The following is a 20765-nucleotide window of genomic DNA, read 5'->3' as shown; positions in this document are numbered from 1 at the left end:
AGCACTCGTGCGAATCGGGCCTTCGCTGGCTTACCCAGGTCTGGCAGGTGCTCTGCGCCGGGACGGCGCTCGGCGCGAGGTCACGTCCACAGCATGTGGGCTCGACGGCCGGTCGAGCCGGTCAGTGGTCGGATTCCTCGTCGCTGTCCACGATCCGCCGAGTGCCCCGGATGCCCAGTGGGTTCTCCACCCAGCGCAGCCCCGGAAGCTGCGAAAGCTCCCACCGCCGCCCCGGCAGATCGGTGACATCGCTGAGCGACTTCACGACCGCTTGCGAGAGGCCCATGATGGCGGCCATGACCGGTAGCAACGGCTGCAACGGTTTCGCCGCGGTGCGGACCGTGCTGATGCGGCGGGCGACAATCAAGCGCTCGATCGAGTGGTACAGCCAGGCGCCGACGCCGAGGGCATAGATCGCCAGCACCGACGCGCCAATGGTCCATCCGTACGCGGCGCAGATGACGGCACCGAACACGACCGTCGCGGCCAGCCAGGCGGCGACGACGACACGCAGTTCTAGCCGGGTCATGAGGCCCCCCCGGCGACTGCGGCTGCGGCGGCGCGGATCTGCGGTGTCACGAGCATGACCTGGCCGAGCACGCCGTTGACGAAGCCCGGGGAGTCGTCGGTGGACAGCTCCTTGGCCAGCTCGACGGCCTCGTCGACGGCGACCGGCTCCGGCACGTCCTCGGCGTGGAGCAGCTCCCACACCGCAACTCGCAGAATGGCGCGGTCGACGGCGGGCAACCTTTCGAGCGTCCAACCCTGCAGGTGCGATGTGATGAGGTCGTCGATGTGGGCGGCGTGCTCACTGACCCCGCGAGCCACTGTGTCCGTGTACGGGTGCAGCGGCGCCAAGTCGGACTTAGTCTGGGCCAGCCCGGTTCGCATGTCGGCCACCTCCACTGGTTTCATTCCGCGAGCCTCAGCCTCGAACAAGAGGTCCACGGCGCGTTTACGGGCCTGGTGGCGTCCCTTGACCGGCCTGACCGGCCTGACCGGCTCCACCGGGTCCGTGTCCGGCGTCGTGTGTTCGTCGGACATGATCAGGCGTTGACCCTGCCCAGGTAGCTGCCATCACGCGAATCTACTTTCAGCTTGTCGCCGGTGTTGATGAAGAGCGGCACACTGATCTGCGCACCGGTCTCAACGGTGGCCGGTTTGGTACCCGCGCTGGACCGGTCGCCCTGCAGCCCGGGCTCGGTGTGGGTGACTTCGAGTTCGACGGTGACCGGCAGCTCGATGTACAGCGGTGATCCGTTGTGGAAGGCCACTTGCACCGGCATGCCCTCTAGCAAGAACCGCGCGGCGTCGCCAACCAGGGTCTCCGGCAGCGGGTGCTGTTCATAGTCCTCGCTGTCCATGAACACGAAGTCCGAGCCGTCGCGATAGAGGTAGGTGGTGTCGCGGCGGTCGACCGTGGCGGTCTCCACCTTCACCCCGGCGTTGTACGTCTTGTCGACGACCTTGCCCGAGAGCACGTTCTTGAGCTTGGTGCGCACGAAGGCAGGACCCTTGCCGGGTTTGACGTGCTGGAACTCGATGATCGTCCACAGCTGCCCGTCGATAACCAGGACAAGTCCGTTCTTGAAGTCAGCGGTGGTCGCCACGGTCAATCTCCTAGAGCACGGCCAGTTCCTTCGGGAACCGGGTCAACAATTCCGGGGTGTGGCCAGCGCCTTCTGAGGTCGCTGGGTTCGCCTGTGTTGCGTTTGCGGCCACGGCTAATGTGTCCTCGATGCGGACGCCGCCGCGGCCGGGTAAATAGACGCCGGGCTCCACCGTCACCACGGAGCCCGCAAGCAGTGTACCGGCGGATGTGGCCCCGATGCCCGGCGCTTCATGTATCTGCAGGCCCACGCCGTGTCCCAGCCCATGACCAAAGTGCTCGCCGTGGCCTGCGTCGGCGATCAGCTGACGGGCGGCCGCGTCCACGTCGCGTAGCTCGGCACCCGGCCGCAGCGCCTCTCGGCCCGCCCGCTGCGCCTGTCGGACCAGCTCATAGATCTCCAGCTGCCAGTCGGCCGCCGGCCCGAGCACGAAGGTGCGGGTCATATCGGAGTGATAGCCAGCGACCAGCGCGCCGAAGTCGATCTTCACGAAGTCGCCCGTCGCCAGCACCGCATCAGTGGGCCGGTGATGCGGGATCGCCGAATTGGCCCCAGCGGCCACGATGGTCTCGAATGACACCGCGTCGGCGCCGTGGTCGAACATCAGGGCCTCCAGGTCACGGCCCACCTCACGTTCGGTCCGCCCCGCCCGCAGGCCGCCTCGAGCCACCAGGTCGGTCAGCGCGGCATCGGCCGCCTCGCACGCCAGCCGCAGCAACGCCAATTCTCCGGCGTCCTTGACCTCGCGCAGCTGCTCCACCGTCCCAGCTGCGCGAACCAATTCCGTGGACCCGCCAGACTCTTGGTCGTCGAGCACACCTGACAGCGCGTCAAACCCGTCCACGGTCACCACATGGCTTTCGAAGCCGAGCTTGTTCACGCCGCCGTCGGCGGCCAGGCCCGTCAGGTGGCGTCCGAGTGCTCGCTCAATGGCCACATCCAAGTCGGGCGCCTGCTCGGCGGCCTGGGTCCGGTATCGCCCGTCGGTGGCCAGCACGGACCCGCGGTCATCGGCAAACACCAGCAACGCGCCGTTGGAGCCGGTGAAACCGGATAGATATCGAACGTTTGTCAGGTCTGTGACCAGCATCGCATCTAGTCCCGCGGCTGCGATTGATGCTTTCAGGTTGTCTCGGCGCTGGGAATGTGTCACAGCTCTTGACGGTACTCGCTACGCTAAACCCTCATGAGGAACTGGATGCTGCGTGGATTGGTCTTTGCCGCCGCGATGGTCGTTCTCCGTGTGATTCAAGGTGCGCTGATCAATGCATGGCAGGCCCAGGCCGGAAAGATCAGCCTGACGTTGCTGCTGCTGTTCGTCATCGGCGTGGTCGCGTGGGGGACGATCGACGGACGCGCCGACGCCCACGCAAACCCGGATCCGGACCGGCGCGAGGATCTGGCGATGACGTGGCTGCTGGCCGGCCTGGTGGCGGGGGTGATCAGCGGCGCGGTGAGCTGGATCATTTCGCTGCTGTACAAGGGCCTCTATGCCGGGGGGGTCATCAACGAGCTGACCACGTTTGCGGCCTTCACCGCCCTCCTTATTTTTCTGCCCGGGATCAGTGGAGTCGCGACCGGCCGCTGGAGGGTAGACCGTCATCTGGCGAAAGAGCCGGTGAGACATCACGGGCTGGCCGCTGAACAGGAACGCGCCGACACCGACGTGTTCGCCGCCGTCCGCGCCGACGACAGTCCGACCGGCGAGATACCCGTCGAATCGGACCGGGCGCAGTCCGCGGCCCAAACCACGGCGGTGGCCACGGTCGCACGCGAGGAGCCCACCGAAACCATCGCCACGACCGAACGTGAGGCAACCACCGAGGTGATCCCCACGACCACGAGCGAGTCGGCCACCGAGGTGATCCCCACGACCGCCAGCGAGTCGGCCACCGAGGTGATCTCCACGGACACCGCGGCGGACGCGACCGAGCCTGGGGATCAGCCTAAGAAGAACTAGCGCCTCCGGCACGGTCGGCCAGGTACCGCAGGGCGAGCAGATAGCCCTGGATCCCCAGCCCGACGATCACCCCGGTCGCGACCGGGCTGAGGTAGGAGTGGCGCCGGAACTCCTCGCGCGCATGCACGTTGGAGATATGCACCTCGATCAGCGGACCGCGCAGTTCGGCGCAGGCATCGCGCAGCGCGACCGACGTGTGCGTCAACCCGCCGGCGTTGAGAATCACAGGCTCGCCGGCGTCGGCGGCCAGATGAATCCAGTCCAACAGTTGCGCCTCGCTGTCGCTTTGGCGAACAACAGCTTTGAGCCCGAGACGATCGGCTTCACCCCCGATCAGGGCGACCAACTCATCGTGAGTTGTACTGCCATACACGGCGGGCTCGCGCTGGCCCAGCCGGCCCAGGTTCGGACCATTGATGACGTTCACGGTCGTCTTCGCCGCCGCACTCATGAGCCATCAAGTCCCGCATAGGCGGCGGCCAGCAAGGACGGATCCGGCCCCACCAATCGGCCTGGCTTGGCCAGCCCATCGAGGACCACGAACCGAAGCACCCCCGCCCGGGTCTTCTTGTCACCGGCCATGACCTCCAGCAGCTGTGGCAACGCGTCGGCGTCGTAGCTGACGGGCAGGCCCAATGACGACAGAATGGCGCGGTGGCGCTGGGCGGTAGCGTCATCGAGTCGCCCGGCCAGTCTGGCGAGCTCGGCGGCAAAGACCAGCCCTACCGACACGGCGGCACCGTGAGCCCATTGGTAGCCCTCTCGGCGTTCGATCGCGTGCCCCAGAGTGTGTCCGTAGTTGAGGATTTCACGCAGCTCGGACTCCTTCTCGTCGGCGGCGACCACCTCGGCTTTGACGCTGATCGAGCGCCGGATCAGCTCCGGCAGGACATCGCCAGATGGGTCGGTCGCGGCCCCCGGGTCGGCTTCGATCAGGTCCAGGATCATTGGGTCGGCGATGAAGCCAGCCTTGACCACTTCGGCCATCCCGCAGGCGATTTCGTTGTGCGGCAAGGTCTGCAGTTGCGCTAGGTCGACCAATACGGCGAGCGGCTGGTGAAACGCTCCGACCAGGTTCTTGCCGGCGTCGGTGTTGATGCCGGTCTTGCCACCGATCGCGGCGTCGACCATACCCAGCAGCGTGGTGGGCATGTGCACGATCGCTACGCCGCGCAGCCAGGTTGCCGCCGCGAACCCCGCGACGTCGGTGGCGGCGCCGCCGCCAAGGCTCACCAGGGCGTCCTTGCGACCGATCCCGATGCGGCCCAACACGTTCCAGATGAATCCGACGACGGGGAGGTCCTTGCCGGCCTCGGCGTCCGGGATTTCGATACGGTGTGCATCAACGCCCTGGTTGGCGAGGCGGCTACGGATGGCCTCAGCGGTCTCCGTCAGCACGGGTTGATGCAGGATAGCGACCTTATGCCGACCCGCGAGCAGCTCGTCCAGCTCGTTCGTCAGACCGTTGCCGATCACCACTGGGTATGGCGGGTCGACGGCTACCTGCACGGTCACCGGTGCGCCGATATCCGTCATGGCGTGACCCCGGGCGTCGAGGTGGGTGTGGGCGCGGTTGACAGCTTCTCCAGCCGCGACACGATGTAGCGAACCACCGCACCGGGATTACGGCGGTTGGTGTCGACTCGGATGGTCGCCACCCTCCGGTAGAGGGGGACCCGCTGCGACATCAGTGCCCGGAATTTGGCCGCCCGGTCTGGCCCGGCCAGCAGCGGTCGCACGGTATTGCCGCCGGTACGCCGCACGCCTTCAGCGGCACTGATTTCCAGGTAGATCACCGTGTGGCCGGTCAGCGCCGTGCGCACGCCCGGACTGGTGACCGCGCCGCCACCGAGCGACAGCACGCCGTCATGGTTAGCCAATGCCGCGCGCACCACGTCCTCCTCGATACGTCGGAACTCCCGCTCCCCGTCGGTGGCGAAGATGTCGGCGATGCTGCGTCCAGTCTGGTGCTCGATCGCCACATCGCTGTCGAGCAAGCTGACCCCGAGCGCCTTGGCCAGCCGCCGCCCGATGGTGGACTTGCCGGAGCCCGGCAAGCCCACCAGTACCGCCTTGGGTGCCATGTCGCGTCTACCCCTGGGAAACCCGAGCCCGGGCGTCCGGCGATTCCCGGTCGGCGACCGCGCGTTGGTAGGCCTCGATATTGCGGCGGGTTTCGGTGAGCGAATCGCCGCCGAACTTCTCCAACACGGCGCGAGCAAGGACCAACGCCACCATTGTCTCGACGACCACACCGGCGGCCGGCACGGCGCAGACATCGGAGCGCTGATGGATGGCGACGGCCTCGTCGCCGGTTGCCATGTCCACGGTGGCCAGCGCCCGCGGCACAGTGGAGATCGGCTTCATTGCCGCGCGCACCCGCAGCGGCTGGCCGTTGGTCATACCGCCCTCAACTCCCCCCGCCCGGTTGGTCGAGCGAACGACACCGTCTGGCCCGGGGTACATCTCGTCGTGGGCGCGGCTGCCCCGACGACGCGCGGTCTCGAACCCATCGCCCATCTCCACGCCCTTGATGGCCTGGATTCCCATCACAGCGGCGGCCAGCTGGCTATCGAGCCGGTTGTCGCCGCTGGTGAAGGAACCCAACCCGACCGGTACGCCCAGCGCCACGACCTCCACCACGCCGCCTAGCGTGTCACCGTCCTTCTTGGCGGCTTCGATCTCGGCGATCATGGACTGCTCAGCCTGCCCGTCGAACGCGCGGACCGGGCTGGCATCGATCGCAGACAAGTCTTCGGCACGTGGTGGCGGACCTTCATAAGGCACCGAAGCGCCAATCGAAATGACGTGGGACAGCACCTCGATGCCCAGCGCCTGACGCAGGAACGCCCGGGCGACAGTCCCCGCGGCGACCCGCGCGGCAGTCTCGCGGGCACTGGCCCGTTCCAGAACGGGCCGGGCGTCGTCGAAACCGTACTTGAGCATGCCCGCGTAGTCGGCATGCCCAGGCCGCGGCCGAGTCAGTGGGGCGTTGCGAGCTGAGCTGTCCAGATCGGCCGCGTTCGCCGGGTCGACGGGATCGGTGGCCATCACCGTTTCCCATTTCGGCCATTCGGTGTTACCGATCTCGATGGCAATGGGCCCGCCCAGGGTGGTGCCATGGCGCATCCCGGACAACACGGTCACCGCGTCGCGCTCGAACGACATCCGCGCGCCGCGCCCATACCCCAGCCGGCGACGGGCCAACTGATCGGCGATATCGGTCGAGGTGACGGTCACACCCGCAACCATGCCTTCGACCACGGCCACCAAGGCGCGGCCGTGCGACTCCCCCGCGGTGATCCAGCGCAACACCCGACCATCTTCCCATGGGGGTCAGGCCAGCAAGGCCAGCCCCGCGGCGCCGAGGGTGGCGACACACATCGACGGGCCGTGCGGCACGGTGCGCACACCCCGGAGCAAGCCAACTACGCCGCAGACGGACGTCAACAACGGCGCGGCGAGCGCAGCCAGAAACCACACGCCGACCCCGAAGGTGCCGGCCAGACCGCCCAGGCCGAGCGCCAGTTTGACGTCGCCACCGCCCATCGCAGCCGGCGCAACCACATGCACCGCCAGATACGCTCCGGCTAAGGCGGCCGCACCGGCCAACGCCGCAAAACCGCACCCGGCAAGCCCGGAGACCAGCAGAATCAGCCCCGCCCCGGGCAATGTCAGCGCGTTGGGGAGCCGGCGCTGCCGAACGTCGTAGTAGCACAGCGCCGCCAGCCAGGCCACCACAGCAGCCGCAGTCGCGCTAGCCACACCGGTCGACATGCCTATCCACATGCCCGGCACGCTAATCCGCTGCGCGCACTGCGCAAGTCATCTCCTCGCGGGGCGCGGGCAACCCGGTGAACTGCTCCACCTGCGCAAATGCCTGATTCAGCAGCATCTGGAGGCCGCTGATCACCTGGCCACCCGCGGCAGCCACCGCGGCGGCGAGCGGCGTAGGCCACGGGTCATAGATAGCGTCCAACAGCACCGGGATCCCCGCAAACGTCTCGGCGTAGCCGGCCGCGACGGCCGCCGGAATCGTGCTGATCAGCACCTGTGCGGCCGCGACCTCATCGGCCAAACTGGGGTCATCGAGGCTGCAGAACCGGCTCGCCACGTCGAGTTCTATTCCCAGGTCGACCAACCGTGCCGCCTTGTCCGGATTACGTGCCACGACGGTGATGCCGGCGACGCCGAGCTCGGCCAGCCCGGCCACCGCCGCCGGGGCGGTTCCCCCCGACCCGCACACCAGTGCGCGCTGCGGCCCAGAGGCGGGTAGTGGCCCCAGCGCCCCCGTCACGCCGTCGATGTCCGTGTTGTCGGCCCGCCAGCCACGCGGCGTACGCACCAAGGTATTGGCCGATCCGACCAGTTCCGCGCGCGCGGTGCGTTCGTCGGCGAATCGCAGGGCGGCGAACTTGCCCGGCATCGTCACCGACACGCCCACCCATTCCGGGCCGAACCCGCCGACCACGCTCGGTAGCTGCGCCTCACTGCACTCGATGCGCTCGTAGGTCCAATCTGGCAAGCCCAGGGCACGGTAAGCGGCCAGGTGTAGTTGCGGGGACCGGGAGTGTGCGATCGGCGAGCCCAGAACACCGGCTTTTCGGGGCACCCGACTAGCGCGCCCGGTCTGATTGCGCTCTTCACCGCCGCGCTCCGCGCGGCTCTGCTTTTCACCGCGCTCCGCGCGGCTCTGCTCATCGCGCGGAGTCGAGGACACCATTGTTCTTCGCCAGCTCGATGTTCGCCAAATGCTGTTGATAATCCCTGGTGAACAGCGTCGTACCCGAGGAATCAATGGTGACGAAGTACAGCCAGTCACCTGGCTCGGGATGCTCAGCGGCATGCAGTGCGTCGACCCCGGGCGAACAGATCGCAGTCGCCGGCAGCCCTTCGGACATGTAGGTATTCCACGGTGTGCGCTGACCACGGTCGGCGTCGCTGGTAGCCACCTCCCTGCGGTCCAGCGGATAGTTCACAGTCGAGTCGAACTCCAAGGTTCGATGCTCGTGCAGCCGGTTGTAGATGACCTGAGCCACCTTGGGGAAATCCTGCGCATGGGCTTCCTGCTGGACCAACGATGCGACCACCAGGATGTCGTAGGGCGACAAGCTCATTGACGCCGCGGTGTCAATCAGACCGTTCTTGACGTACTTCATGGCGCCCGCGCTGATCAGCTTCGCCAAGATGCTCTCGGCCGAGCCCGACGGATCGATATTGAAGGTCCCGGGTGCGATCAAACCCTCGATCCGCCGGTGGTCGTCGCGCAGTTCCACCACCGGCTCAACCGCCCACGGTGGCACCGACAACATCGCAGGCGTGCTCGTGGTCGCCGCCGAGCGGAGATCAGCCACCGGGACACACCGCTGGTGACCATCGAGATCGACGCACGTGGCCCGAGAGATCAGCGAGAAAATTCCGGGATTGACCACGTTGGTCTTCATGTCAGTGGTGTCGTCGAGCTGACGCCCTTCCGGGATGACCAGCCTCCCCACCCGGTTTTGAGGATCGGCGAGCCACGCCACTGCGGTAGCCGCCGGTATCTCGGTTCGCACCCGATAGAAGCCGGGCTGGATCGACGAAATCGCGGCGTTGCCATGCGCGGCATCGACGAACGCGCGAACTGTCGCCACCACCCCGCGCTTGCGCAGGGTCTCGCCCACCGCCGTGGTCGAATCACCCGGCTGGATCTGAATCACAATGTCCTGCTTGCCGTTTCCGGTGTAGTCATTGTCGGAAACCCACATTGTGTGCCACAGCTTGGCGCCGAAAACGACAGCGGCAACCACCACCACGACGAGCAATCCGACAACGAATCCGCCGGCAACGCGCCGCCGGCGGCGGCCGCGTTCGGCCCGAATCCGGTCGGCACGGGTCCGGCGGTGCCGGTTGCGTCCTACGGCCACCGGCTGGGCTCGATGGCGGCGGCCACCATCAGCCATCGGAAGTATCCCCGGCCTCGAGTCCAACGCCAGAGGTCTTAGCAGCCAGCGCAGCGCGGCGCTGGTCTAGCCAGCTCTGCAGGATCGCCACCGCAGCGGCCTGGTCGATGACCCCACGTTGGTCGGCGGCCCGGACACCCGCCGCCCGCAGCGACCGCTGCGCGCTGACCGTGGTGAGCCGCTCGTCGGCAAGCCGGACGGGTGTCGGTGCGACTCGGCGCGCCAAGTCCTCGGCCAGGTCGATCGCGTCGCGGGCCGAGGCGCCGATGCGGTCTGCCAGCGTGCGCGGAAGCCCGACGATCACCTCGACGACGTCCAATTCGGCGGCAAGAGCCGCCAGCCGGCGTACGTGCTTGCCGGAGCGGTCGCGGCGCACCGTTTCCACAGGGGTGGCGAGGATGCCGTCAGGGTCACTGGACGACACCCCGATGCGCACACTGCCCACATCGACGCCGAGGCGGCGTCCCGGTCCGGGGTCCTGATCCGGGTCGCCGGGCCGGTCGGGCGAGCGGTGCGCTGACAAGATCACTCAACCGGCCCGCGCTATCTCGGCGATCTCCGAGCGGACCGCATCGAGCGCGGTGTCGATACCGGCGGGATTCTTCCCCGAGCCCTGCGCCAAGTCGGCCTTGCCGCCACCCCGGCCTTCGACGGCGACGGCGAGCTGTTTGACCAGTGCGTTGGCGCTGATCCCGAGATCCTGGGCGGCAGGATTGGCCGCGACCGCATACGGCACAGTCGGATTCTCGCCCGTGCCCGTCGAGATCAGTGCCACGACGGCCGGCTCGCTACCCAGCTTGCCGCGGATATCACCGACAAGGGAACGCAGGTCGGCCGCGGTCATCCCGGTCGACATTCGCTGCGCCACCACACGGACGTTACCTATCCGCTCGGCCGAAGCAGCAGCATTCGCCCCAGCCGCCTTGGCATTCGCCAGCCTGGTGCGCTCCAGTTCCTTCTCGGCTGCCTTGAGCCGATCCACGAGGTTGGCGACCCGCGCCGGCACCTCCTCGGACGGCACTTTCAACGACGAGGCCAGCCCCGCCATCAACGCACGCTCCTTGGCCAGGTGCCGAAACGACTCCAGACCCACGTAGGCCTCCACCCGACGGACCCCCGAGCCGATCGACGATTCGCCCAGTATCGTCACCGGACCGATCTGCGCCGTATTCTGCACGTGAGTTCCGCCACACAGCTCCAACGAGAACGGGCCACCCATCTCCACCACCCGCACCTCGTCGGGATAGCTCTCACCGAAGAGCGCAATGGCGCCCATGGCTTTGGCCCTGTCGAGCTGTTCGGTGAACGTGTGCACCTCGAAGTCGGCTTGCACCGCCTCGTTGGTGACTTCCTCGATGCGGGAGCGTTGGTCCTCGGTCAACGGACCTTGCCAGTTGAAGTCGAACCGCAGGTATCCGGGCCGATTCAGCGAGCCGGCCTGAACCGCGTTGGGACCCAATACTTGACGCAGCGCGGCATGCACCATGTGGGTGCCCGAGTGACCCTGGGTTGCGCCCCGCCGCCATCCGGAATCCACCGCCGCGACGATCGTATCGCCCTCGACGAATTCTCCTGATTCGACGTTAACCCGATGCAACCAAAGGGTTTTGGCAATCTTCTGCACGTCGGTGATCGCGGCCTTGGCGCTTCCGCTCGTGCCCGTGCCGCTAATAGTGCCAATATCAGCCAGCTGACCACCTGACTCCGCGTAGAACGGAGTGCGGTCGAGCACCAAGTCAACCCGCTGCCCACCGCCGGCTTCGGCTTGGGAGCTGTGGGCAATGACCGGAACACGTCTACCGTCGACGAAGATACCCAGAATCCGCGCCGGAGAGGTCAACTCGTCGAATCCAGTGAATTCGGTCGGTCCGGCATCGACCAGCTCGCGGTACGCGGTGAGATCGGCGTGCGCGTGCTTGCGCGCCGCGGCATCAGCTTTGGCGCGACGACGCTGCTCGGCCATCAGCTCGCGGAAACCGAGTTCGTCGACGTTCAGCCCGGCCTCCGAGGCCATCTCGAGGGTGAGTTCGATGGGGAACCCGTATGTGTCATGCAAGGTGAAAGCGTCCGACCCGGAAAGCGTGGTGGCCCCCGAGGCTTTGGTGGAGCTGGCCACCTCCTCGAACAACCGGGAGCCCGATGCCAACGTGCGGTTGAACGCTGTCTCCTCGGCAACCGCGATCCGGTTGATTCGCTCGAAGTCGGCGACCAACTCGGGGTACGACGGGCCCATCGCGTCGCGCACCGTGGCCATCAGATCTCCGACGATCGCAGTGTCGATACCCAACAGCTTGGCCGAGCGGATCACCCGACGCAGCAGGCGTCGCAGCACGTAGCCGCGGCCATCATTGCCGGGGCTGACGCCGTCACCGATCAAAACCGCAGCGGTGCGGCTGTGGTCGGCGATGATGCGGTACCGCACATCATCGTCGTGGCAACCGACGTCGTAGGGGCGCGGCGCTTGCGCGGCCACCAAGTCGATCACCGGCCGTAGGAGGTCGGTCTCGTAGACGTTGTGCACGCCTTGCAGCACTAACGCGATCCGCTCGACGCCCATGCCGGTGTCGATGTTCTTGCGGGGCAGCGGGCGAAGGATCTCGAAGTCCTCCTTGGTCGTTCCCTCGCCACGCTCGTTCTGCATGAACACCAGGTTCCACACTTCGAGGTAGCGGTCTTCGTTGACAACCGGACCGCCGTCGGGACCGAATTCGGCACCGCGGTCGTAGTAGATCTCCGACGAGGGGCCACACGGGCCGGGAATGCCCATCGACCAGTAGTTGTCGGCCATCCCGCGGCGCTGGATCCGTTCCGCAGGCAGACCGGCGACCTCCTGCCATAGGCGCACGGCCTCATCGTCGTCGAAATAGACTGTCGTCCAGAGTTTTTCGGGATCCAAGCCGTACCCACCGTCATCAAGACTGGTGGTGAGCAAGGTCCAGGCCAGCTCGATGGCGCCGCGCTTGAAATAGTCGCCGAACGAGAAATTACCGGCCATCTGGAAGAACGTGTTGTGCCGGGTGGTGATGCCCACCTCGTCGATGTCCGGAGTGCGAATGCACTTCTGAATGCTGGCGGCCGTTGGGTAAGGCGGCGTACGCGCGCCGAGGAAGAACGGCACAAACTGGACCATGCCTGCGTTGACGAACAACAGGTTGGGGTCATCGAGGATCACCGAGGCGCTGGGCACCTCGGTGTGGCCCGCCTTCACGAAATGATCGAGGAACCGCTTCCTGATCTCGTGTGTTTGCACTGTATTTCCGCTTCCTTAGGTTCTTTAAGTTCCCTACATTCCGCCGGCATCGCGCAGCCCGCTTGCTTTCAACTCCCAGCCTATTCGCCGCGCTAATGAGATGACCGTCCAACGACGCATTTCGACCGCACACAGTACCGGCCCGGTGCCAAACCTCCCGTTAACCTGCCAAAAAGCTCAGCCGCACGGATCGCCGCGGATTGTCCCGGTTGAGGTCGACCAAAACGACACTCTGCCAGATCCCCAGCAGCGGTTCACCCCCCGAGACCGGCACCGTTACCGACGGCGCGACCAGGGCGGGCATCACGTGGTCGGCTCCATGGCCGTGGGACCCATGCGCATGCCGATAGCGATCGTCGCGCGGCAACAATCGCTCCAGCGTGTCCACCAAGTCCTCGTCAGATCCCGCGCCCGTCTCCATGATCGCGACTCCGGCCGTGGCATGCGGGACGAACACGTTGCACAAGCCGTCCCCGCGGTTCGCGCAGAATGCCCGCACCGTGGCGGTGAGATCAACGATGCGACGACGCGCGGTGTCCACTTCCAGCACATCGGTGTCCACCTCGCCCAGCCTACGGCGGGGGTGTTGTGGCCTGCCAATCCGCGGCGCGCCTGCCGAGCGCCTCCGAGACTTCCGAGAAGCTCCTGAGAAGCCCCCGCCATGGCATTGCCACGGCCCATCGGCAGGAGGAAGGTATGTGGTGGGACCGGTGGCGCCACCGGGGCGCCGCCCCGATACGGGAGGGGGTCGATCGTGTACGCACGCTCTACCACCATCCAGGCGCAACCTCTGTCGATCGATATTGGGATTGCGCATGTTCGCGACGTCGTGATGCCCGCGCTGCAGGAGATCGACGGCTGCGTCGGATTGTCGCTGTTGGTCGACCGGCAGTCCGGCCTGTGCATCGCCACCAGCTCCTGGGAATCGTTGGAGGCAATGCGCTCCAGCGCTGGGCAGGTGGCGTCCGTTCGTGACCGCGCCGCGCTGATGTTCGACGGAAGCGCGAGGGTCGAAGAATGGGACATTGCGCTGCTGCACCGCGACCATCATTCGCATCAGGGGGCGTGCGTGCGGGCTGCCTGGCTCAAGGTGGTACCGGACCACGTAGGACGATCCCTGGACTTCTACCGGAGCGCGGTGCTTCCAGAACTGGAGAGCCTCGAGGGATTCTGCAGTGCCAGCCTGATGGTCGACCACCCCGCATGCCGACGCGCGGTGTCGTGTTCGACCTTCGACAGCATGGACGCGATGGCCCGAAACCGTGACCGCGCGACCGAGCTGCGCAGCAGGCGCGTTCGAGACTTGGGCGCCGAGCTGGTCGACGTCGCCGAGTTCGAACTGGCGATCGCCCACCTTCGGGTACCCGAGCTGATCTGAACGCGACGGCCACGCGGGCTGGCCGAACGCGTCGCCCGTCAGTGGTGTCACCGGCTGGTGGTCGAGTGGTCTGAGAACGCGGGACCAGCTACTCCCTGCCTGGCGAACCCATCACCCGCGTTTCTTGCGGATGATCGCTCGTAACCGGTCCAGCCGGCCGACGATGTCCCGTTCGGCGCCGCGAGCGGTGGGCTGGTAATAGTCCACCCCTATCAGTTGGTCAGGTGGATACTGTTGGGCGACAACGCCGTCCGGGTCGTTATGGGAATACTTGTAGCCCTGCGCATTGCCGAGTGCCGCCGCACCGGAATAGTGCCCGTCGCGCAGATGAGCCGGCACCAGACCGGCTTTGCCCGACCTGATGTCGCTCATCGCAGCGCCCAACGCGGTAGTGACCGCATTCGACTTCGGCGCGGTGGCCAGGTGGACGGTGGCATGTGCCAGCGTGAGCTGCGCCTCGGGCATGCCGATCAGCGCTACCGTTTGCGCCGCGGCAACCGCCACCTGCAGCGCGGTGGGGTCGGCCAAGCCGATGTCCTCGCTGGCCAGGATCATCAGGCGGCGCGCGATGAAGCGTGGGTCCTCGCCCGCGACCAGCATGCGCGCCAGGTAGTGCAGCGCCGCGTCGACGTCCGAGCCGCGCACCGACTTGATGAAGGCACTGACCACGTCGTAGTGCTGGTCGCCGTCGCGGTCGTAGCGGACTGCGGCTTTGTCCAGCGATTGCTCGATCGTCTCGACGCTGACCACCTGCCGGCCCTCTTGGTCGGACGCCCCAACTGCTTCGGAAGCGACCTCTAGCGCCGTCAGGGCGCGGCGGGCGTCGCCCGCTGCCAAACGCACCAGCAGGTCGACGGCCGCCGGTGCCACTTCGACCTGCCCGGCAAGGCCGCGGGGGTCGTCGATCGCGCGGAGGACTACCTCGCGAATGTCGTCGGTCGTCAGGGGCCGCAGTTGCAGGATCAGCGATCGCGACAGCAGCGGGGCCACCACCGAGAACGAGGGATTCTCGGTGGTCGCCGCTACCAGCAACACGACCCGGTTCTCGACCGCCGACAGCAAGGCGTCCTGTTGGGTCTTGGAGAACCGGTGTACCTCATCGATGAACAACACCGTCTGTTCGCCGGAGAGCAGCGCTCGACGTGCATGCTCGATAACCGCTCGAACTTCTTTGACACCGGCCGACAATGCCGACATCGCCTCAAACCGTCGGCTTGTCGCCTGCGAGATCAGCGCCGCCAGGGTGGTCTTGCCACTTCCCGGCGGGCCATAGAGGATCGCCGACGCCAATCCCGAGCCCTCCACCAAACGGCGCAGCGGAGACCCAGGCACCAGCAAGTGGTCCTGCCCGACTACTTCGTCCAGAGAGGCTGGCCGCATCCGCACCGCCAGCGGAGACCCCGGCGACGCGCCCACGTTGTGGTCGGTCGTCTCGGGCTTCGCGGGCAGGTCAAACAGACCGTCGGACACGGCATCAGGCATACACCCCCACCTTAGGGCTCCCGCTATGCAGGGCGGACACTTGCGCCGTCCGGACACGACCCCGCGTGGTCGCCAAAGTGGCCCCATAAGTGCCCCCAAATTCGGAGGCCACCAGACCGCGCGCCTACCGCGCATATTTGTTAAGTTTCGGTTTGCTTAGTTCCGCGCGCGTACCGACAACAGGGAAGCGAATTAGGACAGCGATGAGCCAGCCGCCAGAACACCCAGGACACCCAGCCGATCCGCAAGGCGGCAACCAGGGCACTCCGGGCCAGCCGCCGCCACCCGGTTACGGCGCACCGCCACCGCCTCCCCCCGGCTACAGTGCGCCACCACCGCCAGCCCCACCGCCCGGCTACGGCCAACCTCCTGGCGGCTACCCACCACCCGGCTACGGCGCACCGCCACCGCCTCCCCCCGGCTACAGCGCGCCGCCACCGCCAGCCCCGCCGCCCGGCTACGGCCAACCCCCCGCCGGCTACCCGCCTCAGCCCGGCATGGGCGGTCCGCCGAAATCAGGCTTCAACGTGGGCGACGCGATCAGTTGGGCATGGAACAGGTTCACGCAGAACGCCCTGGCCCTCGTGGTTCCGATTCTGGCCTACGTCGTGGCGCTGAGCGCGGTGATTGGTGTAACGGCGGCGTTGGTATTCGGCCTATCCGACCATACGGCCACGACCTACACCGACGACTACGGCTTCACCAGTGAATCGGTGAACATGACGCTGGGCCCGGTCGCGGTCTTCATCCTGTTCCTGGGGTACATCGCTGTGTTCTTCGTGGCGGTATTCATGCATGCCGGCATCACTACCGGCTGTCTCGACATCGCCGACGGCAAACCGGTGACCGTCGGTACGTTCTTCCGGCCACGCAATCTCGGCACGGTGATCGTCACTGGGCTGCTGTTCGCCGTCCTCGTCCTGGTCGGATCGGTGCTGTGCGTCATTCCGGGCCTGATCATCGGCTTCCTCGCCCAGTTCGCTATCGTTGCCGCCGTCGACCGATCCCTATCGCCCATCGATTCGATCAAAGCCAGCGTCGCCACTGTTCGCTCCGATATCGGTAGCACTGTGTTGTCGTGGCTTGTCCAAGGCGCCGCGGTGTTCATCGGTGAACTGCTGTGTTTCGTCGGCCTGCTCGCCGGAATCCCGGTCGCCTCGCTCGTCCAGACCTACACCTGGCGGAAACTCTCAGGTGGCCACGTTGTTCCGCTCAGCCAGCCCGGACCTCCGGTCGGCATGCCGCCGGGTCCGCCGCCGAGCACACCGCCGGGTCCGCCGCCCGCCACACCGCCCGGTCCACCTCCTGGCTCGCCGGTGGCGTAGCCGCCAGGCGACGCCAGTCGGCATTTGGGCGCCGCGTGTTTGCGGTAAGCGCACCGGCACAGCGCGGTGCGCCAGTGTCTGCCATCGCGGACGTGTCTTGCCCCCGAACTGGCGGTTCCATTCGTTTCGACAACGGTGGACGATGAGCACGTCGGGGAGCGGAATCGGCGCCATCCCAGCCCGCCGGTGCCACGGCGTCATCGGCCACGGTGGCATGCCACCAGACAGGAATCGCCGGCGGCGGCAAATAGGGTCTGCGGACTCAACCTGACCCACCCGCCGCGGTCCTAGAGCCGTTATCCGGGACCGTCATTGGCACCACCGCCCGTCACCCGCACTGGGTTGGCGCGGCCGTCCCTACCGGCACGCGCTGCGGCGGTCTGGCCGGTGTGATCTGATCAGCAGCTATGAGCATCAAAGTTGCGCTGGAGCACCGCACCAGCTACACCTTTGACCGCCTGGTCGGGGTGTCTCCGCACATCGTGCGGCTGCGCCCGGCCCCGCACTGCCGCACTGCGATCGAGGCCTACTCGCTGCGCATCGAGCCCACCGATCACTTCATCAACTGGCAACAGGACGCGGTCGGTAATTTCCTTGCCCGCTTGGTTTTTCCGAATCCCACGCGACAACTGACCATCACCGTCGGGCTGATCGCCGACCTCAAGGTGATCAATCCGTTCGACTTCTTTATCGAGGACTGGGCCGAGACGTGGCCAGCCGCGGGTTTGACTTATCCGAGGGCGCTGGCCGATGACTTGGAACCGTACCTGCGGCCCGTCGACGAGGACGGCGACGGGTCGGGCCCCGGCGAGCTCGTCGCGGCCTGGGTGCGTAACTTTGCGGTTCCAACCGGCACCCGCACGATCGACTTCTTGGTCGCGCTCAACCGCGCAATCAACGCTGACGTCGGCTACAGCGTGCGCATGGAGCCTGGAGTCCAGACACCGGATTTCACGCTGCGCACCGGTGTCGGCTCGTGCCGGGACTCGGCCTGGCTGTTGGTGTCGATCCTGCGCCAGATGGGACTGGCCGCCCGCTTCGTGTCCGGCTACCTCGTGCAGCTGGCCTCCGACATCGAGGCGCTCGACGGACCCTCGGGGCCAGCCGCGGACTTCACCGACCTGCACGCCTGGACCGAGGTGTACATCCCGGGCGCGGGCTGGATCGGGCTGGACCCCACCTCAGGGCTGATCGCCGGTGAGGGCCACATCCCGTTGGCCGCCACACCGCATCCCGCGTCCGCCGCACCCATCAGTGGTGGCACCGATATCTGCGACACGGTGCTGGAATTCACCAACACCGTCACCCGCGTCCACGAAGACCCGCGAGTCACCTTGCCCTACACCGATACGGCCTGGAAGACGATCGGCGAGGTCGGCCGGCAGGTCGACGACCGACTGGCCGCCGCGGACGCACGCCTCACCGTCGGCGGCGAGCCGACATTCGTGTCGGTCGACAACCAGGTCGACGAGGAATGGAGGACAGAGGCCGACGGCCCGCACAAGCGCCAGCGGGCATCCGAGCTAGCCGCACGTCTCAAAGCGGCGTGGGCTCCGCACGGATTGATCCACCGCGGGCAGGGTAGGTGGTATCCGGGAGAGCCGTTGCCGCGCTGGCAGATTTCGCTCTACTGGCGCACCGACGGGCGACCACTGTGGCAGGACGCCGCGCTGCTGGCCGACCCGTGGGAACGTGAGCGACAAGAGCAGAGTGAGCGCACCACGCCCAACAAGCCCGACGACGAACCGGGCGAGAGCCAGGCGGCCTGCCGGGTACTCGCCCGGATCGCCGACGACCTAGGGCTGCCGCTCTCCCAAGTGCGGCCGGCATACGAAGACCCGCTGAGCCGGCTCACGGCCGCAGTGCGCATGCCCGCCGGCGATCCGGTGGAGCCGGGCGACGACCTCGGCCCAGACGACGACCCCGACAGCGTCGCCGATACCGCTGCCCAGCGTCAGGCCCTGCTACAGCGCCTCGACGAGTCCGTCTCCTCCCCCGCGGCGTTCGTGCTGCCGCTCCATCGCCGCGACGACGACCAGGGCTGGGCCAGTGCGGACTGGCAGCTACGCCGTGGGCGCATCGTGTTGCTCGAAGGAGATTCTCCTGCGGGTCTTCGGCTGCCGCTGGATTCGATCAGCTGGCGGCCGCCGCGGGCGAGATTCGACGCCGACCCGGTGGCCGACAAGGATGCGTTGACCACGGAGTCCGGCACGATCGAACCGACCAAGGCGGTGCTCGAGGACCCCGATACGGCACCGACGACCGCAGTGGTCGGCGAGGTTCGGGATGGCCTGCTCTATATCTACATGCCTCCCACCGAGGCGCTGGAACACTTCGTCGACTTGATTGCCCGAGTGGAAGCCGCCGCGGCGGCACAGAGCTGCCCGGTCGTGATCGAGGGCTACGGCCCGCCGCCGGACCCTCGGCTGAAGTCCACGACTATCACTCCCGACCCCGGGGTCATCGAGGTCAACGTGGCGCCCACCGCCAGTTTCGACGAACAACGCCAACAGCTGGAAACCCTCTACGCACAGGCCCGACTGGCCCGCTTGGCCACCGAATCGTTCGACGTCGACGGCGCACACAGCGGCACCGGCGGTGGCAACCACATCACGCTGGGCGGCGTCACGCCCGCCGACTCGCCGCTATTGCGCCGCCCGGACCTCCTGGTCTCATTGCTGACCTACTGGCAGCGGCATCCGTCGCTGTCCTACCTGTTCGCCGGACGATTCGTCGGAACGACGTCGCAGGCCCCTCGAGTTGACGAGGGCCGAGCCGAAGCGCTCTACGAACTGGAAATCGCGTTCGCCGAGATCGCCCGGCTGTCTCCGCATTCCGGCGGCGGACGTCCACAACCCTGGGTGACCGACCGCGCGCTGCGGCACCTGCTCACCGACATCACCGGCAACACCCATCGGGCCGAGTTCTGCATCGACAAGCTCTTCAGCCCCGACAGCTCGCGAGGCAGACTCGGCCTGCTGGAGCTGCGGGGGTTCGAAATGCCTCCGCACCTGCAGATGGCGATGGTCCAGTCGCTGCTCGTGCGCTCGTTGGTGGCCTGGTTCTGGGACCAGCCGCTGCGCGCCCCACTGATCCACCACGGCGCCAACCTGCACGGCCGCTACCTGTTGCCGCACTTTGTGATCCATGACATCGCCGATGTGGCCGCCGACCTGCGCGCGCACGGCGTCGCCTTCGAGACCAGCTGGCTGGACCCGTTCACCGAATTCCGGTTCCCGCGCATCGGCACCGCTGTCTTCGACGGTGTGGAGATCGAGCTGCGCAACGCGATCGAGCCGTGGAACACCTTGGGCGAGGAGTCCACCGGCACCGGCACCGCCCGATACGTGGACTCGTCAGTGGAACGGATTCAGGTCCGCATCATCGGCGCCGACCGCCACCGCTACGTGGTGACCTGCAACGGCTACCCGGTGCCGCTACTGGCCACCGACAACCCCGATATCCACGTCGGCGGCGTGCGATTCAAGGCGTGGCAGCCACCCAGCGCCCTGCATCCGACCATCACCGTCGACAGCCCGTTGCAATTCGAACTGATCGACCTCACCACCGCAACATCGCGCGGCGGTTGCACCTACCACGTCACCCACCCCGGGGGACGGGCGTACGACGAGCCACCCGTCAACGCTGTCGAGGCCGAGTCGCGCCGCGCCCGGCGCTTCGAGGCGATCGGATTCACCCCGGGCAAGGTCGACCTGTCCGGCATCAAGGAAAAGCAGGCCAGGATCTTCACCGACGTCGGCGCGCCGGGCATCCTCGACCTGCGACGCGTGCGTACCGTGCAGCAGTAATGGCGTCGG

The 20765-nt window shown here is 66.9% G+C and carries 19 protein-coding genes; 4 read left to right on the top strand and 15 right to left on the bottom strand.

What is annotated here, in order from left to right:
- Positions 1–121 precede the first annotated feature (121 nt).
- The 4 genes from F6B93_RS08980 to F6B93_RS08965 are packed head-to-tail and all read right to left on the bottom strand — an operon-like array spanning position 122 to position 2763.
- Complete coding sequence (locus tag F6B93_RS08980) at positions 122–529, bottom strand: antitermination protein NusB (protein WP_211698784.1); 408 nt, start codon at positions 527–529, stop codon at positions 122–124.
- Entirely contained in the window at positions 526–1044 is a 519-nt protein-coding gene (gene nusB, locus F6B93_RS08975; RefSeq protein WP_211698783.1) for a transcription antitermination factor NusB, read from the bottom strand. Before nusB ends, F6B93_RS08980 begins: the two co-directional genes overlap by 4 nt.
- A gap of 2 nt (positions 1045–1046) precedes the next feature.
- A complete protein-coding gene (gene efp, locus F6B93_RS08970; RefSeq protein ID WP_211698782.1) occupies positions 1047–1610 on the bottom strand; it encodes an elongation factor P in 564 nt (187 codons plus the stop codon).
- A 10-nt stretch (positions 1611–1620) separates the two neighbouring features.
- Complete coding sequence (locus tag F6B93_RS08965; protein ID WP_211698781.1) at positions 1621–2763, bottom strand: M24 family metallopeptidase; 1143 nt, start codon at positions 2761–2763, stop codon at positions 1621–1623.
- 33 nt (positions 2764–2796) lie between these two features.
- Between F6B93_RS08965 and F6B93_RS08960 the strand changes: the two genes are divergently transcribed.
- Positions 2797–3570 carry a B-4DMT family transporter gene (locus tag F6B93_RS08960; RefSeq protein WP_211698780.1) on the top strand — a complete coding sequence of 258 codons (774 nt, stop codon included), beginning with the start codon at positions 2797–2799 and terminating at the stop codon, positions 3568–3570.
- On the opposite strand, the gene aroQ is transcribed toward F6B93_RS08960, so the two are convergent.
- The 10 genes from aroQ to F6B93_RS08910 form a co-directional block, all read right to left on the bottom strand.
- Positions 3557–4021, bottom strand: a complete 465-nt coding sequence (aroQ, locus tag F6B93_RS08955; RefSeq protein WP_211698779.1) for a type II 3-dehydroquinate dehydratase — start codon at positions 4019–4021, stop codon at positions 3557–3559. The two genes, F6B93_RS08960 and aroQ, sit on opposite strands and share 14 nt — an antisense overlap.
- Complete coding sequence (gene aroB, locus F6B93_RS08950) at positions 4018–5106, bottom strand: 3-dehydroquinate synthase (protein ID WP_211698778.1); 1089 nt, start codon at positions 5104–5106, stop codon at positions 4018–4020. Before aroB ends, aroQ begins: the two co-directional genes overlap by 4 nt.
- The gene (locus tag F6B93_RS08945; protein WP_211698777.1) at positions 5103–5654 is read right to left on the bottom strand and encodes a shikimate kinase; all 552 of its coding nucleotides are present in this window, start codon (positions 5652–5654) and stop codon (positions 5103–5105) included. Before F6B93_RS08945 ends, aroB begins: the two co-directional genes overlap by 4 nt.
- 7 nt (positions 5655–5661) lie before the next feature.
- Positions 5662–6885, bottom strand: coding sequence for a chorismate synthase (gene aroC / locus F6B93_RS08940; protein WP_211698776.1), 1224 nt, complete (start codon positions 6883–6885; stop codon positions 5662–5664).
- 21 nt (positions 6886–6906) lie between these two features.
- Positions 6907–7347, bottom strand: a complete 441-nt coding sequence (locus tag F6B93_RS08935) for a prepilin peptidase (RefSeq protein ID WP_246541045.1) — start codon at positions 7345–7347, stop codon at positions 6907–6909.
- A 22-nt stretch (positions 7348–7369) separates the two neighbouring features.
- A complete protein-coding gene (locus F6B93_RS08930; RefSeq protein ID WP_246541044.1) occupies positions 7370–8290 on the bottom strand; it encodes a shikimate dehydrogenase in 921 nt (306 codons plus the stop codon).
- Complete coding sequence (locus F6B93_RS08925) at positions 8268–9512, bottom strand: endolytic transglycosylase MltG (RefSeq protein WP_211698773.1); 1245 nt, start codon at positions 9510–9512, stop codon at positions 8268–8270. The genes F6B93_RS08930 and F6B93_RS08925 overlap by 23 nt, the downstream gene beginning before the upstream one ends.
- On the bottom strand, positions 9505–10041 hold the full coding sequence (gene ruvX, locus F6B93_RS08920) for a Holliday junction resolvase RuvX (RefSeq protein ID WP_211698772.1): 537 nt from the start codon (positions 10039–10041) through the stop codon (positions 9505–9507). The genes F6B93_RS08925 and ruvX overlap by 8 nt, the downstream gene beginning before the upstream one ends.
- Positions 10042–12762: an alanine--tRNA ligase gene (alaS, locus tag F6B93_RS08915; protein WP_211698771.1), complete on the bottom strand. Its 2721-nt coding sequence runs from the start codon at positions 12760–12762 to the stop codon at positions 10042–10044.
- A gap of 160 nt (positions 12763–12922) precedes the next feature.
- Positions 12923–13312 carry a secondary thiamine-phosphate synthase enzyme YjbQ gene (locus F6B93_RS08910; RefSeq protein WP_211699365.1) on the bottom strand — a complete coding sequence of 130 codons (390 nt, stop codon included), beginning with the start codon at positions 13310–13312 and terminating at the stop codon, positions 12923–12925.
- A gap of 204 nt (positions 13313–13516) precedes the next feature.
- Here F6B93_RS08910 and F6B93_RS08905 point away from each other — a divergent pair, with 204 nt between their 5' ends.
- The gene (locus F6B93_RS08905) at positions 13517–14140 is read left to right on the top strand and encodes a hypothetical protein (protein ID WP_211698770.1); all 624 of its coding nucleotides are present in this window, start codon (positions 13517–13519) and stop codon (positions 14138–14140) included.
- Positions 14141–14251: 111 nt separating this feature from the next.
- Here the strand turns inward: F6B93_RS08905 and F6B93_RS08900 are convergent, their stop codons facing one another.
- Positions 14252–15622, bottom strand: coding sequence for a replication-associated recombination protein A (locus F6B93_RS08900; RefSeq protein ID WP_211698769.1), 1371 nt, complete (start codon positions 15620–15622; stop codon positions 14252–14254).
- 203 nt (positions 15623–15825) lie between these two features.
- Here F6B93_RS08900 and F6B93_RS08895 point away from each other — a divergent pair, with 203 nt between their 5' ends.
- The gene (locus F6B93_RS08895) at positions 15826–16947 is read left to right on the top strand and encodes a hypothetical protein (RefSeq protein WP_211698768.1); all 1122 of its coding nucleotides are present in this window, start codon (positions 15826–15828) and stop codon (positions 16945–16947) included.
- A 407-nt stretch (positions 16948–17354) separates the two neighbouring features.
- Entirely contained in the window at positions 17355–20756 is a 3402-nt protein-coding gene (locus tag F6B93_RS08890; RefSeq protein WP_211698767.1) for a transglutaminase family protein, read from the top strand.
- Positions 20757–20765 lie beyond the last annotated feature (9 nt).

The organism is Mycobacterium spongiae (assembly GCF_018278905.1).
GTDB lineage: Bacteria > Actinomycetota > Actinomycetes > Mycobacteriales > Mycobacteriaceae > Mycobacterium > Mycobacterium spongiae.
The sequence above is the reverse complement of the archived record's forward strand: the minus strand, read 5'-3'. Positions and strand labels throughout refer to the sequence as shown.

What these genes read in the sequence shown, in the direction of transcription:
- F6B93_RS08980 (WP_211698784.1), bottom strand. Translation starts at nt 529, where the DNA reads ATGACCCGGCTAGAACTGCGTGTCGTCGTCGCCGCCTGGCTGGCCGCG.
- nusB (WP_211698783.1), bottom strand. Translation starts at nt 1,044, where the DNA reads ATGTCCGACGAACACACGACGCCGGACACGGACCCGGTGGAGCCGGTC.
- F6B93_RS08960 (WP_211698780.1), top strand. Translation starts at nt 2,797, where the DNA reads ATGAGGAACTGGATGCTGCGTGGATTGGTCTTTGCCGCCGCGATGGTC.
- aroQ (WP_211698779.1), bottom strand. Translation starts at nt 4,021, where the DNA reads ATGAGTGCGGCGGCGAAGACGACCGTGAACGTCATCAATGGTCCGAAC.
- aroB (WP_211698778.1), bottom strand. Translation starts at nt 5,106, where the DNA reads ATGACGGATATCGGCGCACCGGTGACCGTGCAGGTAGCCGTCGACCCG.
- F6B93_RS08945 (WP_211698777.1), bottom strand. Translation starts at nt 5,654, where the DNA reads ATGGCACCCAAGGCGGTACTGGTGGGCTTGCCGGGCTCCGGCAAGTCC.
- F6B93_RS08935 (WP_246541045.1), bottom strand. Translation starts at nt 7,347, where the DNA reads ATGTCGACCGGTGTGGCTAGCGCGACTGCGGCTGCTGTGGTGGCCTGG.
- F6B93_RS08925 (WP_211698773.1), bottom strand. Translation starts at nt 9,512, where the DNA reads ATGGCTGATGGTGGCCGCCGCCATCGAGCCCAGCCGGTGGCCGTAGGA.
- F6B93_RS08900 (WP_211698769.1), bottom strand. Translation starts at nt 15,622, where the DNA reads ATGCCTGATGCCGTGTCCGACGGTCTGTTTGACCTGCCCGCGAAGCCC.
- F6B93_RS08895 (WP_211698768.1), top strand. Translation starts at nt 15,826, where the DNA reads ATGAGCCAGCCGCCAGAACACCCAGGACACCCAGCCGATCCGCAAGGC.
- F6B93_RS08890 (WP_211698767.1), top strand. Translation starts at nt 17,355, where the DNA reads ATGAGCATCAAAGTTGCGCTGGAGCACCGCACCAGCTACACCTTTGAC.